At 63.2% G+C, this 19,653-nt stretch carries 20 protein-coding genes; 5 read left to right on the forward strand and 15 right to left on the reverse strand.

Going from position 1 to position 19,653, the window contains the following annotated elements; translation table 11 throughout:
* The first annotated feature begins 134 nt into the window (after positions 1-134).
* Positions 135-743 carry a hypothetical protein gene (locus tag V1283_RS42480; protein ID WP_334392532.1) on the forward strand — a complete coding sequence of 203 codons (609 nt, stop codon included), beginning with the start codon at positions 135-137 and terminating at the stop codon, positions 741-743.
* A 73-nt stretch (positions 744-816) separates the two neighbouring features.
* On the opposite strand, the gene V1283_RS42485 is transcribed toward V1283_RS42480, so the two are convergent.
* Positions 817-1,905 (reverse strand): TRAP transporter substrate-binding protein, encoded by a 1,089-nt coding sequence (locus tag V1283_RS42485; protein WP_334392533.1) that lies wholly within the window; start codon positions 1,903-1,905, stop codon positions 817-819.
* 345 nt (positions 1,906-2,250) lie between these two features.
* Here V1283_RS42485 and V1283_RS42490 point away from each other — a divergent pair, with 345 nt between their 5' ends.
* A complete protein-coding gene (locus V1283_RS42490) occupies positions 2,251-3,336 on the forward strand; it encodes an SDR family oxidoreductase (protein ID WP_334392534.1) in 1,086 nt (361 codons plus the stop codon).
* On the opposite strand, the gene V1283_RS42495 is transcribed toward V1283_RS42490, so the two are convergent.
* From V1283_RS42495 to V1283_RS42510, 4 genes are all read right to left on the reverse strand, one after another.
* Positions 3,333-4,646 (reverse strand): NAD(P)H-dependent oxidoreductase, encoded by a 1,314-nt coding sequence (locus V1283_RS42495; protein WP_334392535.1) that lies wholly within the window; start codon positions 4,644-4,646, stop codon positions 3,333-3,335. The genes V1283_RS42490 and V1283_RS42495 overlap by 4 nt on opposite strands.
* A gap of 130 nt (positions 4,647-4,776) precedes the next feature.
* Positions 4,777-5,577, reverse strand: a complete 801-nt coding sequence (locus V1283_RS42500; protein WP_334392536.1) for a phytanoyl-CoA dioxygenase family protein — start codon at positions 5,575-5,577, stop codon at positions 4,777-4,779.
* Between the two features lie 117 nt (positions 5,578-5,694).
* Positions 5,695-6,369, reverse strand: coding sequence for a GntR family transcriptional regulator (locus tag V1283_RS42505; protein ID WP_334393383.1), 675 nt, complete (start codon positions 6,367-6,369; stop codon positions 5,695-5,697).
* Between the two features lie 87 nt (positions 6,370-6,456).
* Positions 6,457-7,311, reverse strand: coding sequence for a sigma-70 family RNA polymerase sigma factor (locus V1283_RS42510; protein ID WP_334393384.1), 855 nt, complete (start codon positions 7,309-7,311; stop codon positions 6,457-6,459).
* A gap of 131 nt (positions 7,312-7,442) precedes the next feature.
* Between V1283_RS42510 and V1283_RS42515 the strand changes: the two genes are divergently transcribed.
* Positions 7,443-7,898 carry a carboxymuconolactone decarboxylase family protein gene (locus V1283_RS42515; RefSeq protein WP_334393385.1) on the forward strand — a complete coding sequence of 152 codons (456 nt, stop codon included), beginning with the start codon at positions 7,443-7,445 and terminating at the stop codon, positions 7,896-7,898.
* A gap of 165 nt (positions 7,899-8,063) precedes the next feature.
* Complete coding sequence (locus tag V1283_RS42520; RefSeq protein ID WP_334392537.1) at positions 8,064-9,797, forward strand: adenylate/guanylate cyclase domain-containing protein; 1,734 nt, start codon at positions 8,064-8,066, stop codon at positions 9,795-9,797.
* Between the two features lie 14 nt (positions 9,798-9,811).
* On the opposite strand, the gene V1283_RS42525 is transcribed toward V1283_RS42520, so the two are convergent.
* Complete coding sequence (locus V1283_RS42525; RefSeq protein ID WP_334392538.1) at positions 9,812-10,633, reverse strand: alpha/beta fold hydrolase; 822 nt, start codon at positions 10,631-10,633, stop codon at positions 9,812-9,814.
* Between the two features lie 186 nt (positions 10,634-10,819).
* Between V1283_RS42525 and V1283_RS42530 the strand changes: the two genes are divergently transcribed.
* Positions 10,820-11,362, forward strand: a complete 543-nt coding sequence (locus V1283_RS42530) for a methylated-DNA--[protein]-cysteine S-methyltransferase (RefSeq protein WP_334392539.1) — start codon at positions 10,820-10,822, stop codon at positions 11,360-11,362.
* Between the two features lie 96 nt (positions 11,363-11,458).
* Here the strand turns inward: V1283_RS42530 and V1283_RS42535 are convergent, their stop codons facing one another.
* From V1283_RS42535 to V1283_RS42575, 9 genes are all read right to left on the reverse strand, one after another.
* Positions 11,459-12,262 (reverse strand): enoyl-CoA hydratase/isomerase family protein, encoded by an 804-nt coding sequence (locus tag V1283_RS42535; protein WP_334392540.1) that lies wholly within the window; start codon positions 12,260-12,262, stop codon positions 11,459-11,461.
* On the reverse strand, positions 12,259-13,128 hold the full coding sequence (locus V1283_RS42540; protein WP_334392541.1) for an MBL fold metallo-hydrolase: 870 nt from the start codon (positions 13,126-13,128) through the stop codon (positions 12,259-12,261). The genes V1283_RS42535 and V1283_RS42540 overlap by 4 nt, the downstream gene beginning before the upstream one ends.
* 16 nt (positions 13,129-13,144) lie before the next feature.
* Entirely contained in the window at positions 13,145-14,323 is a 1,179-nt protein-coding gene (locus V1283_RS42545) for a serine hydrolase domain-containing protein (RefSeq protein WP_334392542.1), read from the reverse strand.
* A 23-nt stretch (positions 14,324-14,346) separates the two neighbouring features.
* Entirely contained in the window at positions 14,347-14,961 is a 615-nt protein-coding gene (locus V1283_RS42550; protein ID WP_334392543.1) for a glutathione S-transferase family protein, read from the reverse strand.
* A gap of 161 nt (positions 14,962-15,122) precedes the next feature.
* Entirely contained in the window at positions 15,123-15,965 is an 843-nt protein-coding gene (locus tag V1283_RS42555) for a fumarylacetoacetate hydrolase family protein (protein ID WP_334392544.1), read from the reverse strand.
* Positions 15,966-16,143: 178 nt separating this feature from the next.
* A complete protein-coding gene (locus tag V1283_RS42560) occupies positions 16,144-16,992 on the reverse strand; it encodes an MBL fold metallo-hydrolase (protein WP_334392545.1) in 849 nt (282 codons plus the stop codon).
* Between the two features lie 95 nt (positions 16,993-17,087).
* Positions 17,088-18,077: an NADPH:quinone reductase gene (locus V1283_RS42565; protein ID WP_334392546.1), complete on the reverse strand. Its 990-nt coding sequence runs from the start codon at positions 18,075-18,077 to the stop codon at positions 17,088-17,090.
* A complete protein-coding gene (locus V1283_RS42570; protein WP_334392547.1) occupies positions 18,074-18,856 on the reverse strand; it encodes an SDR family oxidoreductase in 783 nt (260 codons plus the stop codon). The genes V1283_RS42565 and V1283_RS42570 overlap by 4 nt, the downstream gene beginning before the upstream one ends.
* 121 nt (positions 18,857-18,977) lie before the next feature.
* A complete protein-coding gene (locus tag V1283_RS42575) occupies positions 18,978-19,493 on the reverse strand; it encodes a CvpA family protein (protein WP_334392548.1) in 516 nt (171 codons plus the stop codon).
* Positions 19,494-19,653 lie beyond the last annotated feature (160 nt).

Genomic DNA, 19,653 nt, shown 5'->3' on the forward strand with positions numbered 1-19,653 from the left:
CAGCAACGACCGTCCCGCCGATCTTCTTCTGCCATGTTTTGCCGCCAGATTCGGCCATCCCGATTGAACCGCCTGCGGATCACGTCTGACCCATCCAGGCACCAGCCTCTAAACCCCGCCTAAGGAGCCCTCCCATGCGTGAGATTTTCCGCCCCGCCGCCTGTGCCTTGAGCGTTGCCTGTCTCGCGCTCGCGATGTCAGCCATTTCCAGCGGCGAGGTGCTGGCGCAGGCCAAGCAGGCGCCGCCAAAACAGTCCGCGCCCGCCCAGGCCGCGCCGCCGGCGGCAGCCGAGGCTCCCGCGGTCAAGCAGATCGCGCTGACCGAGAAGCAGATCCAGGGCGTGCTCGCGGCCAGCAAGGACGTCGACACGATCACCGACAAGATTCCTGACGATGCCAAGCCGGACCCGAAGGTCGATGCGCAGCTCGACGCCGTCGCCAAGAAGAACGGTTTTGCCAGCTACGACGAATACAATTCCGTGGTCGACAACATCAGCCTGGTACTCGGCGGCTTCGATCCCGCGACCAAAAAGTTTGTCGGCGCCGAGACCGTGCTCAAGGCGCAGATCGCCCAGATCCAGGCCGACAAGAAGATGCCGGCCAAGGACAAGAAGGAAGCGCTTGCCGATCTCAACGAGGCGCTGAAGTCACCGCCGCCGGCGATCGAGAACAAGGGAAACATCGATCTCGTCGCGAAATATTACGACAAGCTTGCCGAGATCCTCGGCGAGAGCGAGGAATAGTTACAAGCTACCCGCTCAACGAAGAAGCCCCGGAGAAATCTCCGGGGCTTCTTTTTGTCCGCGAGCGTGTGCCTCAGGTGCGGGTGCGCATCCGCATCATGAAGCTGTCGTAGCTCAATTCAGCCACCTGATTCCACGCCAGCGATTCGTTGCGGAACGCCGCCAGGCTCGTATACATCTTGTTGAAGTGCGGATTGGTCTTGGACAGATCTGCATAGATGCCGTTGGCGGCACTGTAGCAGGCCTCCAGAACTTCCTGCGGGAACGGCTTCAGGATCGCGCCCGCCGCCAGCAACCGCTTCAGCGCCGCCGGATTCACGTAATCGTATTTGCCGGTGACCCAAGTGAACGTGTCGTAGGAAGCGGTCTCGATCGCGGCCTGATAGTGCTTCGGCAGGGCGTTGAACTTCTCGAGGTTCATGATGTTGTGTCCCTGGCCGGTGCCTTCCCACCAGCCCGGATAGTAATAATACTTCGCGACCTTCACGAAGCCGAGCTTCTCGTCGTCATACGGTCCGACCCACTCGGCGGCATCGATGGTGCCCTTCTCCAGCGCCGGATAGATGTCGCCGCCCGCGATCTGCTGCGGCACGCCGCCGACCTTGGCGATGATGGTGCCTGCGAATCCGCCGATGCGGAATTTGAGGCCCTTGAAGTCGTCCATCGACTTGATCTCCTTCCGGAACCAGCCGCCCATTTGGGCGCCTGTGCTTCCGGTCGGAATGCCGACGCACTTGTATTCTTTCAGCAGGTCATTGAGCATGTCCATGCCGCCGCCGAACCTCAGCCAGGAGATATGCGAGCGCGTGTTAAGACCGAACGGCAACGAGGTGCCGAAGGTGAAGGCAGGATCCTTGCCCCAGTAGTAGTAAAGCGCAGTATTGCCCATCTCGACGGTGCCGTTCGAGACGGCGTCGAGCACCTGCAGGCCCGGGACGATTTCGCCCGCAGCAAATGACTGAATCTGGAATTTGTTGTCGGTGATTTCGGCAACGCGTTTGACGAAATATTCGCAGCCGCCGTAGAGCGTATCGAGCGACTTCGGCCAGCTCGCCGTAAGCCGCCACTTTATTTCTGGATTCGATTGCGCAATCGCAGGTGCTGCAACCGCGCTGGCGGCGAGACCGACGCCGCCCACCTTTAGGAAATCACGACGTTTCATTTTGCTTCCCCTCTATGTTCTTGCCGATACCGACCAAGGGACAACGATCTGCTGTCGTCTTCTGGTTTGCCGATGGCCGGTGCTGGACTGTTGTTTAGGAATGTGGGCCCTGAAACCTAGGCTCTTGCTGTTCGATGCAATCAATTTCCCGGATCTATGGACCTGCGGGCAGGATGACGAATTGGTGATCGATAATCAAGGGTTCTGGTTTCGCCGCAGTCGCGAAGGACTGCCTGAATACTAAGCGTTTGAGCAGCCTTACACAACGAAAGGCTAAGATCGCCGCTGACGTCGCTTGCTGTCGTCTGCTAGTGAAAGCTGCAATTCCCTCGCTGGAGTTCGCCAATGGCTGACAAGAAAGTGGTGATCGCAGGCGCGACGGGGCTGGTGGGAAATGCCGCATTGCGGCACTTCGGCCGGGCCGGCGGCTGCGACGTTGTGGCGCTGTCGCGCCGCAAGCCGCGCGGGCTTTACGGCGCCCGCCACGTATCGACCGACCTGACCGATCCGGCGCAATGCACGCAGGCCGCAACAGCGTTGCAGAATACAACCCATCTCGTCTATGCCGCGCTCTATGAAGCGCCGAACCTGATCGACGGCTGGCGCGATCCGGACCAGATACGAACCAACGATTTGATGCTGCGCAATCTGATGGCGGCGCTCGAACCGGTTGCACCGACGCTCCGCCATGTCGTGTTGCTGCAGGGTACGAAGGCGTATGGCGTCCACGTTCGCCCGCTTAACGTGCCCGCGCGCGAAGCCCGCTCGGAAATGTACGAGCAGCCGAACTTCTACTGGGCTCAGGAGAATTTTCTGCGCGAACGGCAGCAGGGCAAGGCCTGGCACTGGAGCATCCTTCGTCCGGTCCTGATCGTCGGAGAAGCGATGGGCGGTGCGATGGATCTGATCCCGCCGCTCGGCGTCTATGCGGCGTTGCTGCGCGAGCAGGGTGGCCCGCTTCATTATCCCGGCGGCGCAGCGCGAGTGTCGCAGGCGGTCGACGTCGACTTGCTCGCGCGTGCCATCGCGTGGTCGGGCGAAGCACGCGCGGCGCGGAACGAGGCCTTCAACGTCATCAACGGCGACGTCTTTACCTGGGAGAATGTTTGGCCGGCGATTGCTGATGCGCTTGAAATGAAGCCAGGCCAGGCGGTGTCACTATCGCTGGCGCAGGAATATCCGAAATGGATCGCGCCGTGGAACGAGCTGCGCCGCAAGCACGATCTGGTTTCGCCGGAGCTGGAAGCGTTCGTCGGCCTGTCGTTCCAGTATGCCGATTACAGCATGCGTTTTGGCCAGACGCAGCCGGGGCCGCCGTCGATCGTATCGACCGTGAAGATCAACCAGGCCGGTTTCACCGAGATGATGGATACCGAGGCGATGTTTCGCAAATGGTTTGGGCACGCCCGCGCGAGCCGGCTGCTGCCTTAGCGCGCGCCGCCGAACGCCGCCTCCATCGCCTTTCGCGTCCTGATGGCATCGTTGTTTTCGTCGACCTCGACATCGCTCCAGCGCACCACCGCGCCATGGGCGACGTCGCTCTTCAGCTTGACGCGATGGGCAAGTCCGATCGGCAGCGCGCCGGCCGAGAGACTTTTTCGTGCCGGCATCAGTTTGCCCCATACCGTGTAGCCGCCTTCGCCGTCGAGCATTTCGCCGGCGCGCAGATCGCGCTTTGCCACCGCGGCAACATCGCCGCGGAAATCATGCGGCTGCCCGGTCGGCTCGTTGCGTAACGCAGCCGACAGGATCGAAATGTTCAGTTCGAGTCCGATCAGATGATATGGCTTGTACATCGCCGCATACCGGCCCGAGGCGTCGGTCTTCAGCCCATATTGCCTGAAGCAATCGGCGGCGTAGTCGTTCGGCGCTTCCAGTACGACGTAGACGCCCCAACGCAGATCCCTGAACACAGGACGGCCGTCGCGTTCGAGCGACGACACGACTTCCGCAATGCCGGCCTTCTCCAGCACGCCGCCTTTGTCGCGCGGCCGCATCACGTGCGGCAAATCGTCCACGCCGCAGGGCGGAAACAGCAACCCGTCCGACGGCACGTCGAGCCCGCAGGCGTTCGCGATCGCCGCCATTTCGATCGCCGATTTGGTGCCGTCCAGGAACGAGTTGAACATCTGCGGGTTCATGCCGGCCGATTGCGCTTCGCCGGCCGTCAGTCCGTAATGGCTCCAGACGCCGTCCGGCGTCACGTCGTGATAGGCCGGCAGATATTTGGTGCCCTTACCGGCGGCGACGACGCGAAAGCCCGTCGCGCGCGCCCAATCCACCATCTCGGCGGTCAGCGCCGGCTGATCGCCATAGGCCAGCGAATAGACCACGCCGGCCTTGCGCGCTTCTTGCGCGAGCAGCGGTCCGGCCAGCACGTCAGCCTCGACATTGACCATCACGACATGCTTGCCCGCCGCAATTGCCGCGCGGGCATGCCTGATGCCCACCGCAGGATTGCCGGTCGCTTCCACCACGACATCCATCGCGCCGCCGGCAATCGCGCGCGCGCCGTCATCAGTGAAGGCGGTTCGGGCGATCCGCTCTGCATCCCAGCCGACGGTGCGGCACGCTTCGCGGGCGCGGTCGCGATCGATGTCGATGATGATGGGCACTTCAAGCCCCGGCGTGTGCGGCACCTGCGACAAAAACATCGAGCCGAACTTGCCGGCGCCGATCAGCGCGACGCGAACCGGCTTGCCGGCCGCACCGCGGGCGTTGAGGAGGTGGTGAAGGTTCATGAGAGGAATCCGATCGAGCCGTCATTCCGGGATGCGCCGCTTGGCGCAGACCCGGAATCCAGAGGTGAAAGGCAATATCGAGATTCCGGGTTCGACGCTATCGCGTCGCCCCGGAATGACGGTGTGAAACCTACTCCGCCGCCTGGCGATGGGCACGTGCAAGCCGCAGCAGCGTATCGTCCTCGACCGTCTGGATCGGCGTGAAGTCGCGGTGCGCAATGTATTCCGGTCGCGTCGGGGTGCGGATGTAGTTCGAAACCGCATTCAGCGTCAGATAGACGATCTTGCGCGGGTAGGGCGTGATGTTGCCGCTTGATCCGTGCACGAGGTTGCCGTGAAACATCAGCATCCCGCCGGCCTTGCCGGTTGGGGCGACGATGCCGCCTTCCTTCACCAGCCGGGTGACGGTCGCCTCGTCGAGCGTCCACAGCGGATAGGAGGTGGTCTCCAGGTCATGCGAGGCCTTGAGGTCGCCGGCGTGCTGGCTCTTCGGCACCAGCATCAAGGGGCCGTTGATCGGCATCACCTCGTCGAGGAAGATCGCGATGTTCATCGCGCGCGGCTCGGGCATGCCGTCGTCGCGCTTCCAGGTGCCGTAATCCTGGTGCCATTGCCAGACGTCGCCGGTGAAGGCGGCTTTGGCGTTGATCTTGAACTGGTGCATGTAGAGTTTTTCGCCAAAAATCTGCTCGATCGGGTCGATCATGCGCGGATGTGCGCCGAGCGCGCCGAACGCCTCGTTATAGAGATGCGCGGCAAAGGCGGTGCGCGGCGCACCGCTCTTCTCGCGCCAAACCTCGGGCCGGTCGGCGTCGTAGATGCTGACCGCCTCGCGCGCGAGATAATCCACTTCCTCCTGGCTGAACAGCTCCGGCAGAAACAACCAGCCTTCGCGGTTGAAGAATTCGATCTGCTGTGGCGTGAGTTTCATGGCGTTCTCTCCTGTGGTTTGTTTTTGATTGTCATTCCGGGGCGGTGCGAAGCACCGAACCCGGAATCTCGAGGTTCCGGGTTCACGCTTCGCGTGCCCCGGAACGACGGCGTTCAATCATGCAGCTTTATCCGTCGCTCTCAGTCTCTCCTCAGTCATTCGTCCGGCGGTTTGCGCGTGCGCCAGCGCTGCGGCTTCCGCCGCCTTGGCGTTTCCTGCAAAAATCTGCGCGGCGATAGCCTCGTGCTCGGTCCAGGCGCTTTCGCGGTAATCGAGTTCGGCCAGCACGGTCGCCATCGAGCGGCGCATGTGCGGCCATTGCGGCGCGATCATTTCCTCGATCGCAGGATTGCCCGCGAGACGATAGATCGCGCTGTGAAAATCGACGTCGAGCGCGATCAGCCGCGAAAGCGGCGTGTCCTTGCTGATGGCGCGCCCCGCGCGCAGCGCGGCCTCGAGCTGGGCGCGACCCGAAGTGTCGGACCTGGCCCGTCCGGCGGCGAGCTTTGCTGCCAGCGCATCGATGGCGCCGCGCACTTCGTAGAGCTGGCGGATGCGCTCCGGGTCGAGCCGGGTGACTTCAAAACCGCGGCGGCCGCTTTCGGCGACGAGCCCCTGCCGGTGCAGCAGATGCAGCGCATGGGACACCGGCTGGCGGGAGACGCCGAGCTTTTCTGCCAACTCGTTCTGCCGGATGCGATGCCCGGGCGGCAGCGAACGGTCGGTGATTGCCTCGAGGATCCGGGCATAGACCTGGTCGATCAGGTTGGGGAGCGGGTCTAACGGGATCATGTCGCGGTCCGATTTGGAATACGGAATTCCGTATTCGATATCGATACCGCCGACGGGACCGCCGGTCAAGGGGGTTGTCTAATCGGGCTACAAAACCTCCACATCGAACGTGGCGATCCGTTCGGCATCGGCCACGGCCTCGACCGTAGCAATCCGGTCACCGGCCATGGTCAAGCGCAGCACGATGCGCAACTGCCCGCCGAGGATAACGGCGAGCGCCAGGGCGCCGTCGACCAGCGCCGGTTTGGCCGCTTGCGCGCGTCCCTTGAAGGTTTCGGCCACCGCCGCAGCGCCGCGGATTTCCGCGACCGAGCCGAGCCGCTGGGCGGCATGGTCGGCGCGCAACACCACGTCGGGGTCCAGCACCGCGAGCAGCCCCTCGAAATCGCCCTCGCGCGAGGCCTTGAGGAAGGCGTCAACGATGTTTTTCTGCCGGTTGAAATCTGCGTCCGGCGGCGGCGTGCCCTGCACCCGGCGGCGGGCACGGCTCGCCAATTGCCTCGCCGCAGCAGGTGTGCGGCCGACGATCGGGGCGATCTCCTCAAAGGGCACGGCGAACATGTCATGCAGCACGAAGGCAAGCCGCTCGGCTGGCGCCAGCGTTTCCAGCACCACCAATAATGCCGCGCCGACGGAATCGGCCATCTCGGCGTCGCGCCCATGCGCATCATCGGCGACAGGTTCCGGAACATGTGGCCCCATCGGCTCCTCGCGCCGCGATTTGCGCGAGCGCAGCATGTCGAGGCAGACGCGGGCGACGACCGTGGTCAGCCAGCCGCCGAGGTTTTCGACCGCACTTGTGTCGGAACGGCTCAGCCGCAGCCAGGTCTCCTGCACGGCATCGTCGACCTCGCTGGTCGAGCCCAGCATGCGGTAGGCCACCGCCCTCAGGCGGGCCCGATTGCCCTCGAATTGTTCGGCAAGAAATTTACTCTGGTCCAACTTTTTCTCATCCATCGGTCACATTCCCATGTCGCGTTCCGTCTTGGCTATGACGAACGAAAGCGCGCCGATGTGACAGCAAATCGGCGCGGCGGCGTCAGAACGGAACAAACTCATGGAGAGTGGAAATGATGCACGCACGAATGAATCACCCGGTCATGGTCGTCCCCGACGCCATGAAGGCGCTGCAGGCGCTGGGTGCATTGACCAAGAACGCGCTGCCGGAAAAACTGCTCGAACTGGTGCATCTGCGCGCCAGCCAGATCAATGGCTGCAGCGCCTGCGTCGACATGCACCCCAAAATCGCCAAGCGGGCCGGGGAGACCGATGAACGCCTGTTCTCGGTCGCCGCATGGCGCGATACGCCCTATTTCACGGAATGCGAGCGCGCAGCCCTGGCCTTGACGGAAGCGCTGACTCGGATCAGCGACCGCGCCGATCCGGTGCCGGATCAGGTCTGGGGTGAGGCCGACAAGCACTTCGACGAGCAGGAGCTGGCGGCGCTCGTTCTGGCGATTGCCAATATCAATGTCTGGAACAGGCTCAACGTCGCCGTACGCCAGCCGGCGGGCGTCTGGAAGGGGTAGCCGCGACGATATCTCCCCAAACTATCATCAATTTTAACGCGCCGGACCGTGCTTAATTCACCGGCGCGCGCTAAACAACAAGCCCGGCCCGATCTGGCCGGGCTTTCGCTTTTGTTGCTTTCAACCCGTTTCCCGATCATGGCCGTCCCGTCAGAACAAACGTCGATGCTGCGCCCGACCATCCGAAAGCGGATCCTCGGCATCGCCATTGGCTTGATCGTCCTGATGGCGATCACGTCGGCGCTGTCGACGGTGATGACACGCAAGATTGCTCATCAGCTCGACGAGTTCAGCGGCAAATACGTTGAGGCTTACGGGCATCTGGCGCGGATGAACATCCGCTCGCTGGAACAGGCGCTGGCGCTGCGCCGGATCGTGATCGGCAGGATGCAGTCGCCGCCCGACATGGCGTTCTCCGCGGAGCAGCGGAAAGTCTATGAGGCGAAGGGAGCGGAAATCGAACAGGAAGCGCAAGCGGCGCGCGCCCTGATCAATGCAATCATCGACGATGTCTCCACTGACTCCGATAACGCCCGGCTCGGCCGCATCGACGATCGAATCGAGCGCGTGACAAGCGATCTCCGTCGTTATCTGGGCGAAGAATACAAACGGCTGTTATCCCTGCTCGATGCCGGAAATATCACGGAGGCCAGGGCAAGCCTGGCCCGGACCGACACGCTGCGTGACGAACTCAACCAGAGGATCGAAGACATCCGTACGGACATGCTGGCGCAGGTTCGCAGCGATGCCGTGATGACGATGCGCGACCAAAAGACCGCCATCGTCATCTCCGTTATCCTGACCTTGCTTGCGGGCATCCTCGGACTGATGTTTTCGCTTTTCATCAGTACCGGCATTACCCGGCCGGTGCGGCGGTTGCTGGAGGGCACCCGCGCCGTCGAAGCCGGCCGGCTTGACGGATCGATCGACGTCACCACGCGCGACGAAATCGGCCAGTTGACCGCCGCCTTCAACAACATGGTCGAACAGTTGCGCCACAAGGAACGCCTGCGTGAAACCTTCGGCCGCTATGTCGACCCGCGCGTCGTCGAAGGCCTGATCGAGCGGCAGTCGCAGACTGCGAGCGACGGCGAGCGGCGGGTGATGACGGTGCTGTTCTGCGACATGAAGGGCTTTACCAGCCTCAGCGAAGGCATGACGCCGCAGGGCCTCGTCAAGGTGATGAACCATTATTTGTCGACGATGTCGGGACCGATCCGCAGCCATCGCGGCATCATCGACAAATATATCGGCGACGCGATCATGGCCTATTGGGGGCCTCCGTTTACCGAGCATGGCGAACAGGCGCGGCTGGCCTGCCTTGCCGCCGTCGAGATGGCGGACCGCGGCACGGCGTTGCGCACGGAACTGCCCGAGCTGCTCGGCGTGCGCACCGTGCCAAGCGACTGCGACGTGCGCATCGGCATTGCAACCGGCGAGGTTCTTGTCGGCAGCATCGGCTCGGAATTCATGATGAGCTACACCGTGATGGGCGATGCGGTTAATCTGGCGTCGCGCCTGGAGAACGCCAACAAGTTCTACGGCAGTCATTCGCTGGCTTCGGAAGCCGCGATCCTGGCGGCCGGTGACGCGGTTGCATCGCGCGAGATCGATCGGCTGGTCGTCGTCGGCCAAACCCATCCCGAAGCGGTGTTCGAGATCATCGGGCGCGCGGGCGAGTTGACCGAGAAGCAGCTTGAACTGCTGGCGCGGTACGCCGAGGGGCTGGCTGCGTATCGGGCGCGCCGCTGGGATGATGCGCGCCGGGCTTTCCAGGCGGCGCTCGGCGCCGTCCCCGGCGACGGGCCATCCACGGCGATGGCCCAACGTGTCGAGAACTTTCAGGCCAACCCGCCGGCCGCCGATTGGGATGGCGCGTGGCGGCTGGATCAGAAGTAAACCGGCCGGCGCGTTTACGCCGTGAGAAACTCCAGCACCATTTCGCAAAATTTCTGCGGCGCCTGCTCGAACATCGGGTGCGTGGTGCCCGGGATCATCGCGGTGCGCGAGCCCTTCACGTTGGTGGCCAGCGCATGCAGCACCTTCGGCAGCGTGCCCTTGGTGTTGGCGCCGCCGATGAACAATGTCGGCGCCCTGATCGCCTCCGCATCCGCTTTGGAGAACGGCGGACGCTGGTCGCGCATCTGGCCGATCAGCGTGGTGGCGTTGTCGCGCAGGAGCTGCTTGGGCGTCGCCGGCAGGCGCCTCCAGGCGCCGGGCCCTTCCAGCGCATCCATGAAAATCTGCAGGCCGCCATCGATGTCGCCTTTGGCGATCACCTCGGCGGAAGCCGCGATCATTCCGGCGAGCGGTGAGGGGCCGGGCTTGTAGGCGGGATCGAGCGTGGCGTCGAGTTCGCCGCCGGGCTCGGCCAGGATCAGCTTGCGCAACAGGTCCGGCCGGCGCTGCGCAACGCGAAAGCAGATATGCCCGCCGCGGGAATGGCCCATCAGGTCGACCGGTTTGGTATTGAGCTTCTCGATGAAACCGATGACGTCGTCGACATGCTGCGCGATCGAATAGGTGTCACCGACGCCATCCCAATGGTCGGGAAAGAAATGCCGCAACGACGGTGCGATCACGCGGTGTCGGCGCGTCAGCGGTCCCAGCACCGACGACCAGATCCGGAAATCGCACAGCGAGCCGTGGATGCAAACCAGCGGCGGGCCATCGCCAGCGCCTTGGCCGATATCGAGATAGGCCATGTCATAGCCGTTGACGTTTATGGTTTGCATGAGATCTCGTGAGGGTGGATGGGACCGAGGGCCATTGAAGGGCGCTGGCGAGAACCCCAGATCATCGGAAGTTGTTCATGCCGTCAAGTTCCCTCAGGTTTCGGGTGGATAGCAACAATCTCCAAGCCTAGATTTGGGCCAGATGCGAAGCTGGGTGGCATTGAACAGGAGAATATGGAGCCAGCCATGACCGGGCACCATTTTACGATATTCGACACCGCGATCGGCCGCTGTGGCATTGTGTGGGGCGAGCGCGGAATCACCTCGGTGCAATTGCCGATGGGCGATGAAAAGAAGACCCGCGCCCGCCTGCAGCAGCGCCATGGCGACCTCGTCGAGGCGGAGCCGCCTGCGAAGGTGCAGGCCGCGATCGAGGGGATCGTCGAGCTGCTCGAAGGCAAGCCGAACGACCTTGCCGATGTCGTGCTCGACCTCGACGGCGTTCCCGAATTCAACCGCGGCGTCTATGACATCGCGCGTACCATTCCGCCGGGCAAGACCATGACCTATGGCGATATCGCCAAGAAACTCGGCGGCGTCGAGCTGTCGCGCGACGTCGGCCAGGCGCTGGGCCGCAACCCCTGTCCGATCGTGGTGCCGTGCCACCGCGTGCTGGCGGCGGGCAACAAGCCCGGCGGCTTCTCCGCCAATGGCGGAGTGGTGACGAAATTGAAGATGCTGACGATCGAAGGCGCGGTCGTGAACCACACGCCGAACTTGTTCGATTGAGCGGTTCGGTTCTGATTGAATCAGAACCGAAGGTCTATGTTTTGACGCGTTTTCTTCACGCCAACCGGTACCCACTTCGCTTGAAAACGCTATGGGTCACCGCCCCTTGAAGTTCGGCGTCCGCTTCTCGTTGAAGGCCAGCACGCCCTCGCGGCGGTCCTCGGTCGGGACCATGCGGTTATAGGCCTCGATCTCCAGCGCGAGGCCGTCCCGCAAGGACAGTTGCAGGCCCCGGTGGATCGACAGTTTTGCCTGGCGGACGGAGATTGGCGCGTTGCGGGCGATGCGCGAGGCGGTTGCCAGCGCCGCCGGCAATAGTTCGGATGGTGGAAAGACTTCGTTCACTAGACCCCAAGCATGAGCTTCGGCCGCGGTAAACGGCTTGCCGGTCAGGATCAGCTCCTTGGCGCGGCGCTCGCCGACGGCACGCGGCAGGGTCTGCGTGCCGCCGCCGCCCGGCATGATGCCGAGCGTCACCTCGGTCAGCGCAAAACGCGCGGTCTCGGCCGCATGGAGGAAATCGCAGCAGCCTGCGATCTCGCAGCCGCCGCCATAGGCCGCGCCGTTGACGGCGCCGATGATCGGGACCGGGCAGTCGATCAGCGCCCGCACCATCCGCTCGAAGATGACGTGCTGGCGCGTCCACGCCTCGTCCGTCATGCCGCGGCGCTCCTTCAGGTCGCCGCCGGCGCAGAACGCCTTGTCGCCCGCGCCTGTGAGAACGATGCAACGCAGGCTCTTCGGATCGAGCGCCGCATCCTCGAAACAGCGCACGAGATCGCGTCCCATCTGCGTGTTGAGCGCGTTGGAGGCCTCCGGCCGATTGAGCCTGACGATTGTCACATGCTCGTCGACCGGTTCGATTGAAAGCGTCTCGAAAGCGGAAGGGTTCGAACTCATGTCGCCTCGCAGGAAAATCCGTTGCCCTTGCGCCGGATCTTTCCGACCGAAGGGGAGGGGAAATGCGCGGTGCAGCACAGCGTATCGGTGTCGCAGTAGCGCTCCATGAAATTGCGCCGCGTCGTTGCTGCCTGCGCCTGATCGACGTCGAACTTGACGGACAATTCCGGATAACGCGTATGCAGTGGCGAATGCATCAGGTCGCCGGAGAATGCCGCATCATCCTTGCCGCGGCCGAAGGTGAGGGCGACATGGCCGGGCGTGTGACCCGGCGTCGGCAGGATGCGGGTGTGGTCGCCGATCTGGTAATCGCTGCCGACGATTTCGGCCTGTCTGACCTCGACGACCGGAAGCACGCTGTCGGCAAATGGCGGCACCGGCGTTTTCGCGTGGGTCTCGGTCCAGTAGTCGAACTCGGTCTTGTCGAACACGTAGCGGGCCTTCGGAAAAGTCGGCACCCAGCGGCCATTGTCGAGCCGCGTGTTCCAGCCGACATGGTCGACATGCAGATGCGTGCACATGACATAGTCGATGTCGGCGACGGAAATCCCGGCGGCGGCCAGCGCGCGCGCATAGGTGTCGTCGGTCTTCATGTTCCATTTCGGCCGCTGCGGCCGCGGCTTGTCGTTGCCGATGCAGCTATCGATCAGGATGGTATGATGCGGCGTCTTCACGACATAGGACTGGAAGCAGAGGATCAGCACGTCCTTGTCGTCGAGCGCGCCGGCCTTTTGCATCCACGCCCGGTTCTCCGCCAGCACCTCCGGCGTCAGGCCCGGCAGCATTTCCAGCGCCGGCAGGAAGGTGGTTTCCTGTTCGATGATACGGTGGATGGTGAGATCGCCGACGGTGAATTTCAGGCCCATGATTTTCCCGGATTGATTAGCGCGTATTGTTGTCCCTGACGTAGGGAATGATGAAGTTGGCCAAAATGTCGAGCGCCGCCTGGCCTTGACGCCCGCTGCCATAGAGCCCGGATGTGGTCATCACCACAAGGTCGAGCTCAGGAACAATGAAAATGCGCTGGCCGCCGAGGCCCTGGGCGGCGATCCATTTCACGTCCTTGTTGCCGGACAGGGTGCGGCCCATCCACCATTGCTGTCCGTAAAAGAACAGCCCGCCAAAATAGCCGAGCGCCTGAAAGCGCGGCGTGACCGATTGCTCGATCCATTTGGCCGAGACGATCTGCCTGCCGTTCCAGTCGCCCTTGTTCAGCACGAGCTGGCCGATTTTCGCGGCATCGCGCGGGCGAAGCCGAAGACCGGCGGCCGGGGCAATCTTTTCGTTCCGGTATTTCATCCATTGCCAGTCGGTGATGCCGAGCGGGGCGAACAGCATTTCGCGCGCGAACGCCTCGAACGATTTGCCCGATACGCGCTCGATGATGTTGCCGAGCAAGTCCGTCCCGCCGCCATTATAGGTCCACACCGTGTCCGGCGGCGCCGCGATTGGCTTCGACAGGACATAACGTATCGGATCGGCTTCGTTGCTCAGATGCGGTTCGTCGTTTTTGGGATCCTTCCAGCCGCGGTTCTCGTCCCATTGCATGCCCGACGACATGGTCAGGAGATGGCGCAGGTTGATGTTGTCCCAGCCCGTCGACTTCTGTGCGGAGTAATCGGGAAAGAATTTGACGACGGATTCGTCGGCGCTCTTGATCAGCTTGCGATCGATGGCGATGCCGACCAGCAGGGAGACCACGCTCTTCGAGACCGAGCGCATATCGTGCCTGGTCGTCGCATCGAAATCGTGCTGTCCATCGTCCAGACCCCAGGGCTCGTCATAGCCGGGGAAATATTGCTCGAACACGAGCCGGCCATGACGGACGACCACCACGGCGTGAACGTTGGCGTCGGTTTCCTTCAACCGGTCGGCGATGCGGCACAGCCGCGCGCCGTCGAGGCCGACGCTATCAGGGGAATCGATGGTCCAGCCGTCGCCAAGGGCGGCGGGAACACCACAAGCCGGATTTGTCTGGCCCAGCGCCTGCGTTGCCGACGCCGCGAGCACGAGGACGGCGGCGAGGCCGAGGCGCCGCAACTGCTTGCCACCCTCGCGCATGCTGCCGTCTCCTGCTCTCGTCGTTACGCCGGCGGCGGGACCGAGGTTTTTACCGAAGGCCGCTCCAGCATCTTCTGATGGAAGGCGTCCAGCTTCGGATAGGCCTTGCGCCAGCCGCAGTCGGCAAAGCGGAAATCGGCATAGCCGAGCACACAGACGAGGCCGATCTGTACGATATCGAGCGGCCGCGACAGGACCTCGGGCTTGTTCTCGAACCGCGCCATGCCGGCCCAGGCCCGCTTCCAGTGGTCGTCGGACCACGCCTGCCAGCGCAACGGCTCGGGCCGCACCATGGCTTCGTAGCGGCACAGCAGCATCGAATCGAGCATGCCCTGCAGCAGCGAATGATCGCTCTTGACCTTCCAGCGGTCGGGACCGGAGGCGGGGATCAGCTTGCCGCCGCCGGCGAGCTCATCGAGGTATTCGACGATGACATAGGAATCGAGGATGACGTCGCCACTGTCGAGGATCAGCACCGGCAGCTTCTTCAGCGGCGTGATCTTCGAATATTCCTCGTTGGGCTGACCCGGCGCGACGGTGGCGGGGGTGAACTCGATCTTGTCGATCAGGCCGGTCTCGATCGCGGCGATGCGGACTTTTCGGGCGAACGGCGAGGCAGGGGAGAAGGTGAGTTTCATGTTGGGAGTTTCCCTGGAAGGTTTCTTCTTGTTGTGCCGGTCATTGACGACCACGCGATGTCATCATCCGCGAAGGCGGATGATCCAGTACTCCGCGGCGGTTCGGTTTGCTCGCCAACGCCGCGGCGTACTGGATACCCCGCCTTCGCGGGGTATGACGGCTAGGCCGCGATGATTTCCTGGCGCTGCTCGCCGAGCCCCTCGATGCGGAGCGTGACGACGTCGCCGACGTTGAGGAATTGCGGCGGCTTCATGCCGGTGCCGACACCGGGCGGCGTGCCCGTCGTGACGATGTCGCCGGGCAGCAGCGTCATGAACTGCGAGACATAGGAAATGCACTTCGCCATCGAGAAGATCATGGTCGAGGTCGATCCGGTCTGGCGGCGCTGGCCGTTGACGTCGAGCCACATCGACAGTTTTTGCACGTCGGGAATCTCATCCTTGGTCACGAGCCACGGGCCTACCGGTCCGAAGGTGTCGTGCGATTTGCCCTTGGTCCACTGGCCGAGACGTTCGATCTGGAAATTGCGCTCGGAGACGTCGTTGCAGACGCAGTAGCCGGCGATATGGTTGAGCGCGTCGGCCTCGCTGACATACTTGGCGCGGGTGCCGATGATGGCGGCGATTTCGACTTCCCAGTCGAGCTTGGTCGAGCCGCGCGGCTTTTCGACCGCGTCATTGGGGCCGCTCAATGCCGTGTTGGCCTTGATGAAAAAGATCGGCTCGGTCGGGATCGGCGAGCCGGTTTCCTTGGCATGGTCCACATAGTTCAGGCCGATGGCAACGAATTTCGAGATGCCGGTGACCGGGGCGCCGAAGCGCTGCTTGCCGTCCACGGCGGGGAGTTTTGACGTATCCAGCGCGGCGAGCTTGGCGAGCCCGGCCGGCGAATAGGCCTCGCCGTCGAGGTCCTTTACGTGGGCCGAAAGATCGCGCAACTGGCCGGATTTATCGATCAGGCCGGGCTTTTCCGCACCCTTGGCGCCGTAACGAACAAGCTTCATTTTGTCTCTCCCTGCGGGGTTCTTTGGGGATTTGTAGGGATTTTTGCCCTTCAGACGCTTCTTGGAACAGTGGGCGCGGAAATTCAACTGCCGACTGGCTTCGGCTCGCCACATACCTGATCCTCATCCTGCGGAGGCCGCGTCGAGGCCTCCCAACCATGAGGGGAGAAAGCGTCCGTCACCCCAAGGCGATGAACTTGAAGGCGGCCCCATCGCGCGTGATGTGGCCGGCCCCGAAGTGGCCGCCAATGACCAGCGTTGGCGTGTCGGCAAAGCGCGAAAACAGCTCGCGCCGGGTTTCGGCCGACTGCCGGGGATCGGAATCGGCCGTCGACGACCAGTCGAGATGGGCCATCTGACAGGGATGATGGGCAACGTCCCCCGTCAGCAGGGCCTCCGCGCCGTCCGAATGGACGTGGATGCTCATATGGCCGGGGCTGTGGCCGGGTGTCGGGATCAGGGTGATTTCGTCGGTCAGTCTGGCATCGCTGGCGACCAGATCGGCCTTGCTGGCGTCGGCAATCGGCTTCACGGAATCGTTGAATACGGCGATCCTGTCCGGCGCGTCGCTGTGGTCGCGCCAATACTCAAACTCGGTCTTGCCGAATGCGTAGCGCGCATTGGCGAAAGTCGGCACCCATTTGCCGTCGACGAGCTTCGTATTCCATCCGACATGGTCGACGTGCAAATGCGTGCACAGCACGGTGTCGATGCTATCAGGGGGGAAGCCAGCCGCGGTCAATTTGTCGAGGAACGGATCCTGGCGATTGTTCCAGGTCGGCACGTTGCGGCCCTGCTTGTCGTTGCCGAGCCCGGTATCGACGATGATCCGGCGCGACGGGGTTTCGACCAGCAGCGAGTGGATCGACATTTTGAGCCGGCCTTCGGCGGTCGCGAAATCAGGGATCAGCCAGGGCAGTTTCTGGATTTCCTCATTGGTCGCGAGCGGCAGGATGAAACGGGTGCTGCCGACGGTCTCCGTTTCGATGATCCTGGTGATTTTGATACTGCCCACGGTCCAGCTCATCCGGCACTTCCTCACGTTTCTGTTGTTGAGGCGAGGATGCTGGTTTCCATCGCCCGACGCAATGCATCATCCGGCGCGCGAAACCGATCCAGCAGTTACCGCGCGCAATCGACGATGACGGTTCCCAGCTTGTCGCCTTTCTCCACCGCCAGATGTGCCTGCGCGGTATCGGAGAGCGCAAACTGCGCAGCGACGTTGTGAATGCGCGGACCGGCTGCCAGCCATTTTGAAACGTCCGCCTGCGCTGCCGCCAATAAAGGCTGTGGCAGCGCGAACAGCACCAGCGCGCGCAGCGCGATGCATTTTTCCATCAATTCGCGCATCGGCACGACCGGCGTGCGATTGCCGTTGGTGGCGTAGACCGCGATCGTGGAATTCATGCCCATCAGCTTCAGCGTGGTATCGATATTGCCGCCGAAATCGACATCGACGACGCGGTCGACGCCGCGCTGCCCGGTGAAGGCCATCGCTTTGGCGACGACGTCTTCGGTCCTGTAATTGACAACGAGGTCGGCGCCCGCAAGCCGCGCCTGTTCGGCCTTGGCCGCCGAGCTGACGGTCGCGATCACCTTGGCGCCGCCCCATTTGGCGAGTTGCACGGCATAGTGACCGACGGCGCCCGCACCACCGGTGACCAGCACCGTCTGTCCCACGATCGGGCCGTCGCAATAGAGGCAGGTCCACGCCGTCATGGCGGGGATGCCGAGGGTGGCGCCTTCGGCAAACGAGAGATTGTCCGGCAGTGGCGTCACCAGATGTTCGGCGAGCGCAATATATTCAGCCGCCGTGCCGAAGGCGCGGCCGTTGCGCTGGCCGTTGAACAGCCAGACGCGCTGGCCGGGCTTGAGCCGCGTGACGCCGTCGCCGACCTGGTCGATGATGCCAGCACCGTCGCTGTTCGGAATGACGCGCGGATATTCCATCGCGCGATAGCTGCCGCCGCGGCGGCCGACATCGGCGGGATTGATGCCGGACGCCTCCAGCCGCACCCGGACTTCGCCCGGGCCGGCTGTGGGCGTCGGCATCTCGCTATAGGTCAGCACATCGGGCGCGGGGCCCGTTCGCTCGTACCAGACCGCTTTCACAGCGTACCCGGAAATGCGCCGCCGTCGAGCAGGATGTTCTGCCCGGTGATGTAGCCGGCCCTGGCGCCGCACAGGAAGGCGCAGGCATAGCCGAACTCATCGGGCTCGCCGAACCGTCCGGCCGGATTTTGCTTGGCGCGCTCGGCAAACACCTGGTCCGGCGTGATGCCGCGCTTCTCGGCCTCCGCTTTGCCCACACCGCGCAGGCGGTCGGTGTCGAACGGTCCCGGCAGCAGCGCGTTGATGGTGACGTTGCTGATCACGGTCTTGCGCGACAGCCCGGCGACGAAGCCGGTGAGGCCGGCACGCGCGCCATTGGAAAGGCCGAGAATATCGATCGGCGCCTTCACCGCGGCCGAGGTGATATTGACGATGCGGCCGAATTTCCGCGCCATCATGCCGTCCACCGTCGCCTTGATCAGTTCGATCGGCGTCAGCATGTTGGCGTCGATCGCCTTGATCCAGTCGTCGCGGGTCCAGTTGCGGAAATCGCCGGGCGGCGGGCCGCCGGCATTGTTGATCAGGATGTCCGGATCGGGACAGGCTTTCAGCGCGGCTTCGCGCCCGGCCGGCGTCGTAATGTCGCCGGCGACTTCCGTGACGGTGACGGTCGGATAGGCTTTGCGGATTTCATCGGCGGTCTTTTTCAGCGCCTCCGCGCCGCGTGCGGTCAGCGTGACATGCACGCCTTCATTGGCCAGCGCCATGGCGCAGGCGCGCCCCAGGCCCTTGCTCGATGCGCAGACGATGGCGCGGCGGCCTTTGATCTCAAGATCCACGGTTTCTCTCCCGTTGTGTCAGGTGATTTTCTGAAAGTCGGATGAACTACTCTAACCAAGTCGAGCGGCCCTGATAAGGGAGCGGCTACCGCCGAAACGCATATCAGGGAGACCACGCCGATTATATGTGCCGGTCTTTCTTCAGGCGGTCGATCGCCGCCACGAGATCCGGCGGAAGAGACTTGACGCCCATTTGCGCGGCGGCCGATAGCAGAGGCCGCAACTGCGACCCGGTCATGAATGCCGGCTGCCGGTTTGCCGGCACAAGCTGATCGAAGATCAGCACAACCGTGATCGCAATCAGGCCGACGCGCACTGCGCCAAGGGTGGCGCCGGCAAGGCGGTCTCCGATGCCGGCTTGCGGTCCAATGAAGTCGTCGAGGACGATGCACGCCAGCTTTCCGAGCACCATGCCGGTGACCAGAAAAACTCCGAAGAACAGCCCCGAATTCTGCGCGAACGGCAGGGCATGCTGGCCATCGAGCGGCGGCGTCACCAGCGGCACCAGCCCCATCGCGATCGGCATCGCGGCGATATAGGCCAGAATCGCAATTGCGCTGCGCAATAGCCCGGTATTGAAACCGGTGACCACGGCAATAGTCAGTCCGAGATAGACGACGGCATCGAAACTGTTCATGGGGAATATTCCACCCGGTTTCGATACCGATGCTTCGTCAATGAATCGGACTGGCGATCGCTAAAATCGTCTGCATCGACAAGCCAAAGCGTGCCCGCGAGGACTTCGTCCCGTCTGAACGACCGGGTCACGGGCTATTGCACTTCTCGCGATAGCGGGG

Source organism: Bradyrhizobium sp. AZCC 2262 (assembly GCF_036924535.1).
GTDB lineage: Bacteria > Pseudomonadota > Alphaproteobacteria > Rhizobiales > Xanthobacteraceae > Bradyrhizobium.

Coding starts and splice junctions, on each gene's coding strand:
- V1283_RS42480 (WP_334392532.1), top strand. CDS start 135: ATGCGTGAGATTTTCCGCCCCGCCGCCTGTGCCTTGAGCGTTGCCTGT.
- V1283_RS42485 (WP_334392533.1), bottom strand. CDS start 1,905: ATGAAACGTCGTGATTTCCTAAAGGTGGGCGGCGTCGGTCTCGCCGCC.
- V1283_RS42490 (WP_334392534.1), top strand. CDS start 2,251: ATGGCTGACAAGAAAGTGGTGATCGCAGGCGCGACGGGGCTGGTGGGA.
- V1283_RS42495 (WP_334392535.1), bottom strand. CDS start 4,646: ATGAACCTTCACCACCTCCTCAACGCCCGCGGTGCGGCCGGCAAGCCG.
- V1283_RS42500 (WP_334392536.1), bottom strand. CDS start 5,577: ATGAAACTCACGCCACAGCAGATCGAATTCTTCAACCGCGAAGGCTGG.
- V1283_RS42505 (WP_334393383.1), bottom strand. CDS start 6,369: ATGATCCCGTTAGACCCGCTCCCCAACCTGATCGACCAGGTCTATGCC.
- V1283_RS42515 (WP_334393385.1), top strand. CDS start 7,443: ATGCACGCACGAATGAATCACCCGGTCATGGTCGTCCCCGACGCCATG.
- V1283_RS42520 (WP_334392537.1), top strand. CDS start 8,064: ATGCTGCGCCCGACCATCCGAAAGCGGATCCTCGGCATCGCCATTGGC.
- V1283_RS42525 (WP_334392538.1), bottom strand. CDS start 10,633: ATGCAAACCATAAACGTCAACGGCTATGACATGGCCTATCTCGATATC.
- V1283_RS42530 (WP_334392539.1), top strand. CDS start 10,820: ATGACCGGGCACCATTTTACGATATTCGACACCGCGATCGGCCGCTGT.
- V1283_RS42535 (WP_334392540.1), bottom strand. CDS start 12,262: ATGAGTTCGAACCCTTCCGCTTTCGAGACGCTTTCAATCGAACCGGTC.
- V1283_RS42540 (WP_334392541.1), bottom strand. CDS start 13,128: ATGGGCCTGAAATTCACCGTCGGCGATCTCACCATCCACCGTATCATC.
- V1283_RS42545 (WP_334392542.1), bottom strand. CDS start 14,323: ATGCGCGAGGGTGGCAAGCAGTTGCGGCGCCTCGGCCTCGCCGCCGTC.
- V1283_RS42550 (WP_334392543.1), bottom strand. CDS start 14,961: ATGAAACTCACCTTCTCCCCTGCCTCGCCGTTCGCCCGAAAAGTCCGC.
- V1283_RS42555 (WP_334392544.1), bottom strand. CDS start 15,965: ATGAAGCTTGTTCGTTACGGCGCCAAGGGTGCGGAAAAGCCCGGCCTG.
- V1283_RS42560 (WP_334392545.1), bottom strand. CDS start 16,992: ATGAGCTGGACCGTGGGCAGTATCAAAATCACCAGGATCATCGAAACG.
- V1283_RS42575 (WP_334392548.1), bottom strand. CDS start 19,493: ATGAACAGTTTCGATGCCGTCGTCTATCTCGGACTGACTATTGCCGTG.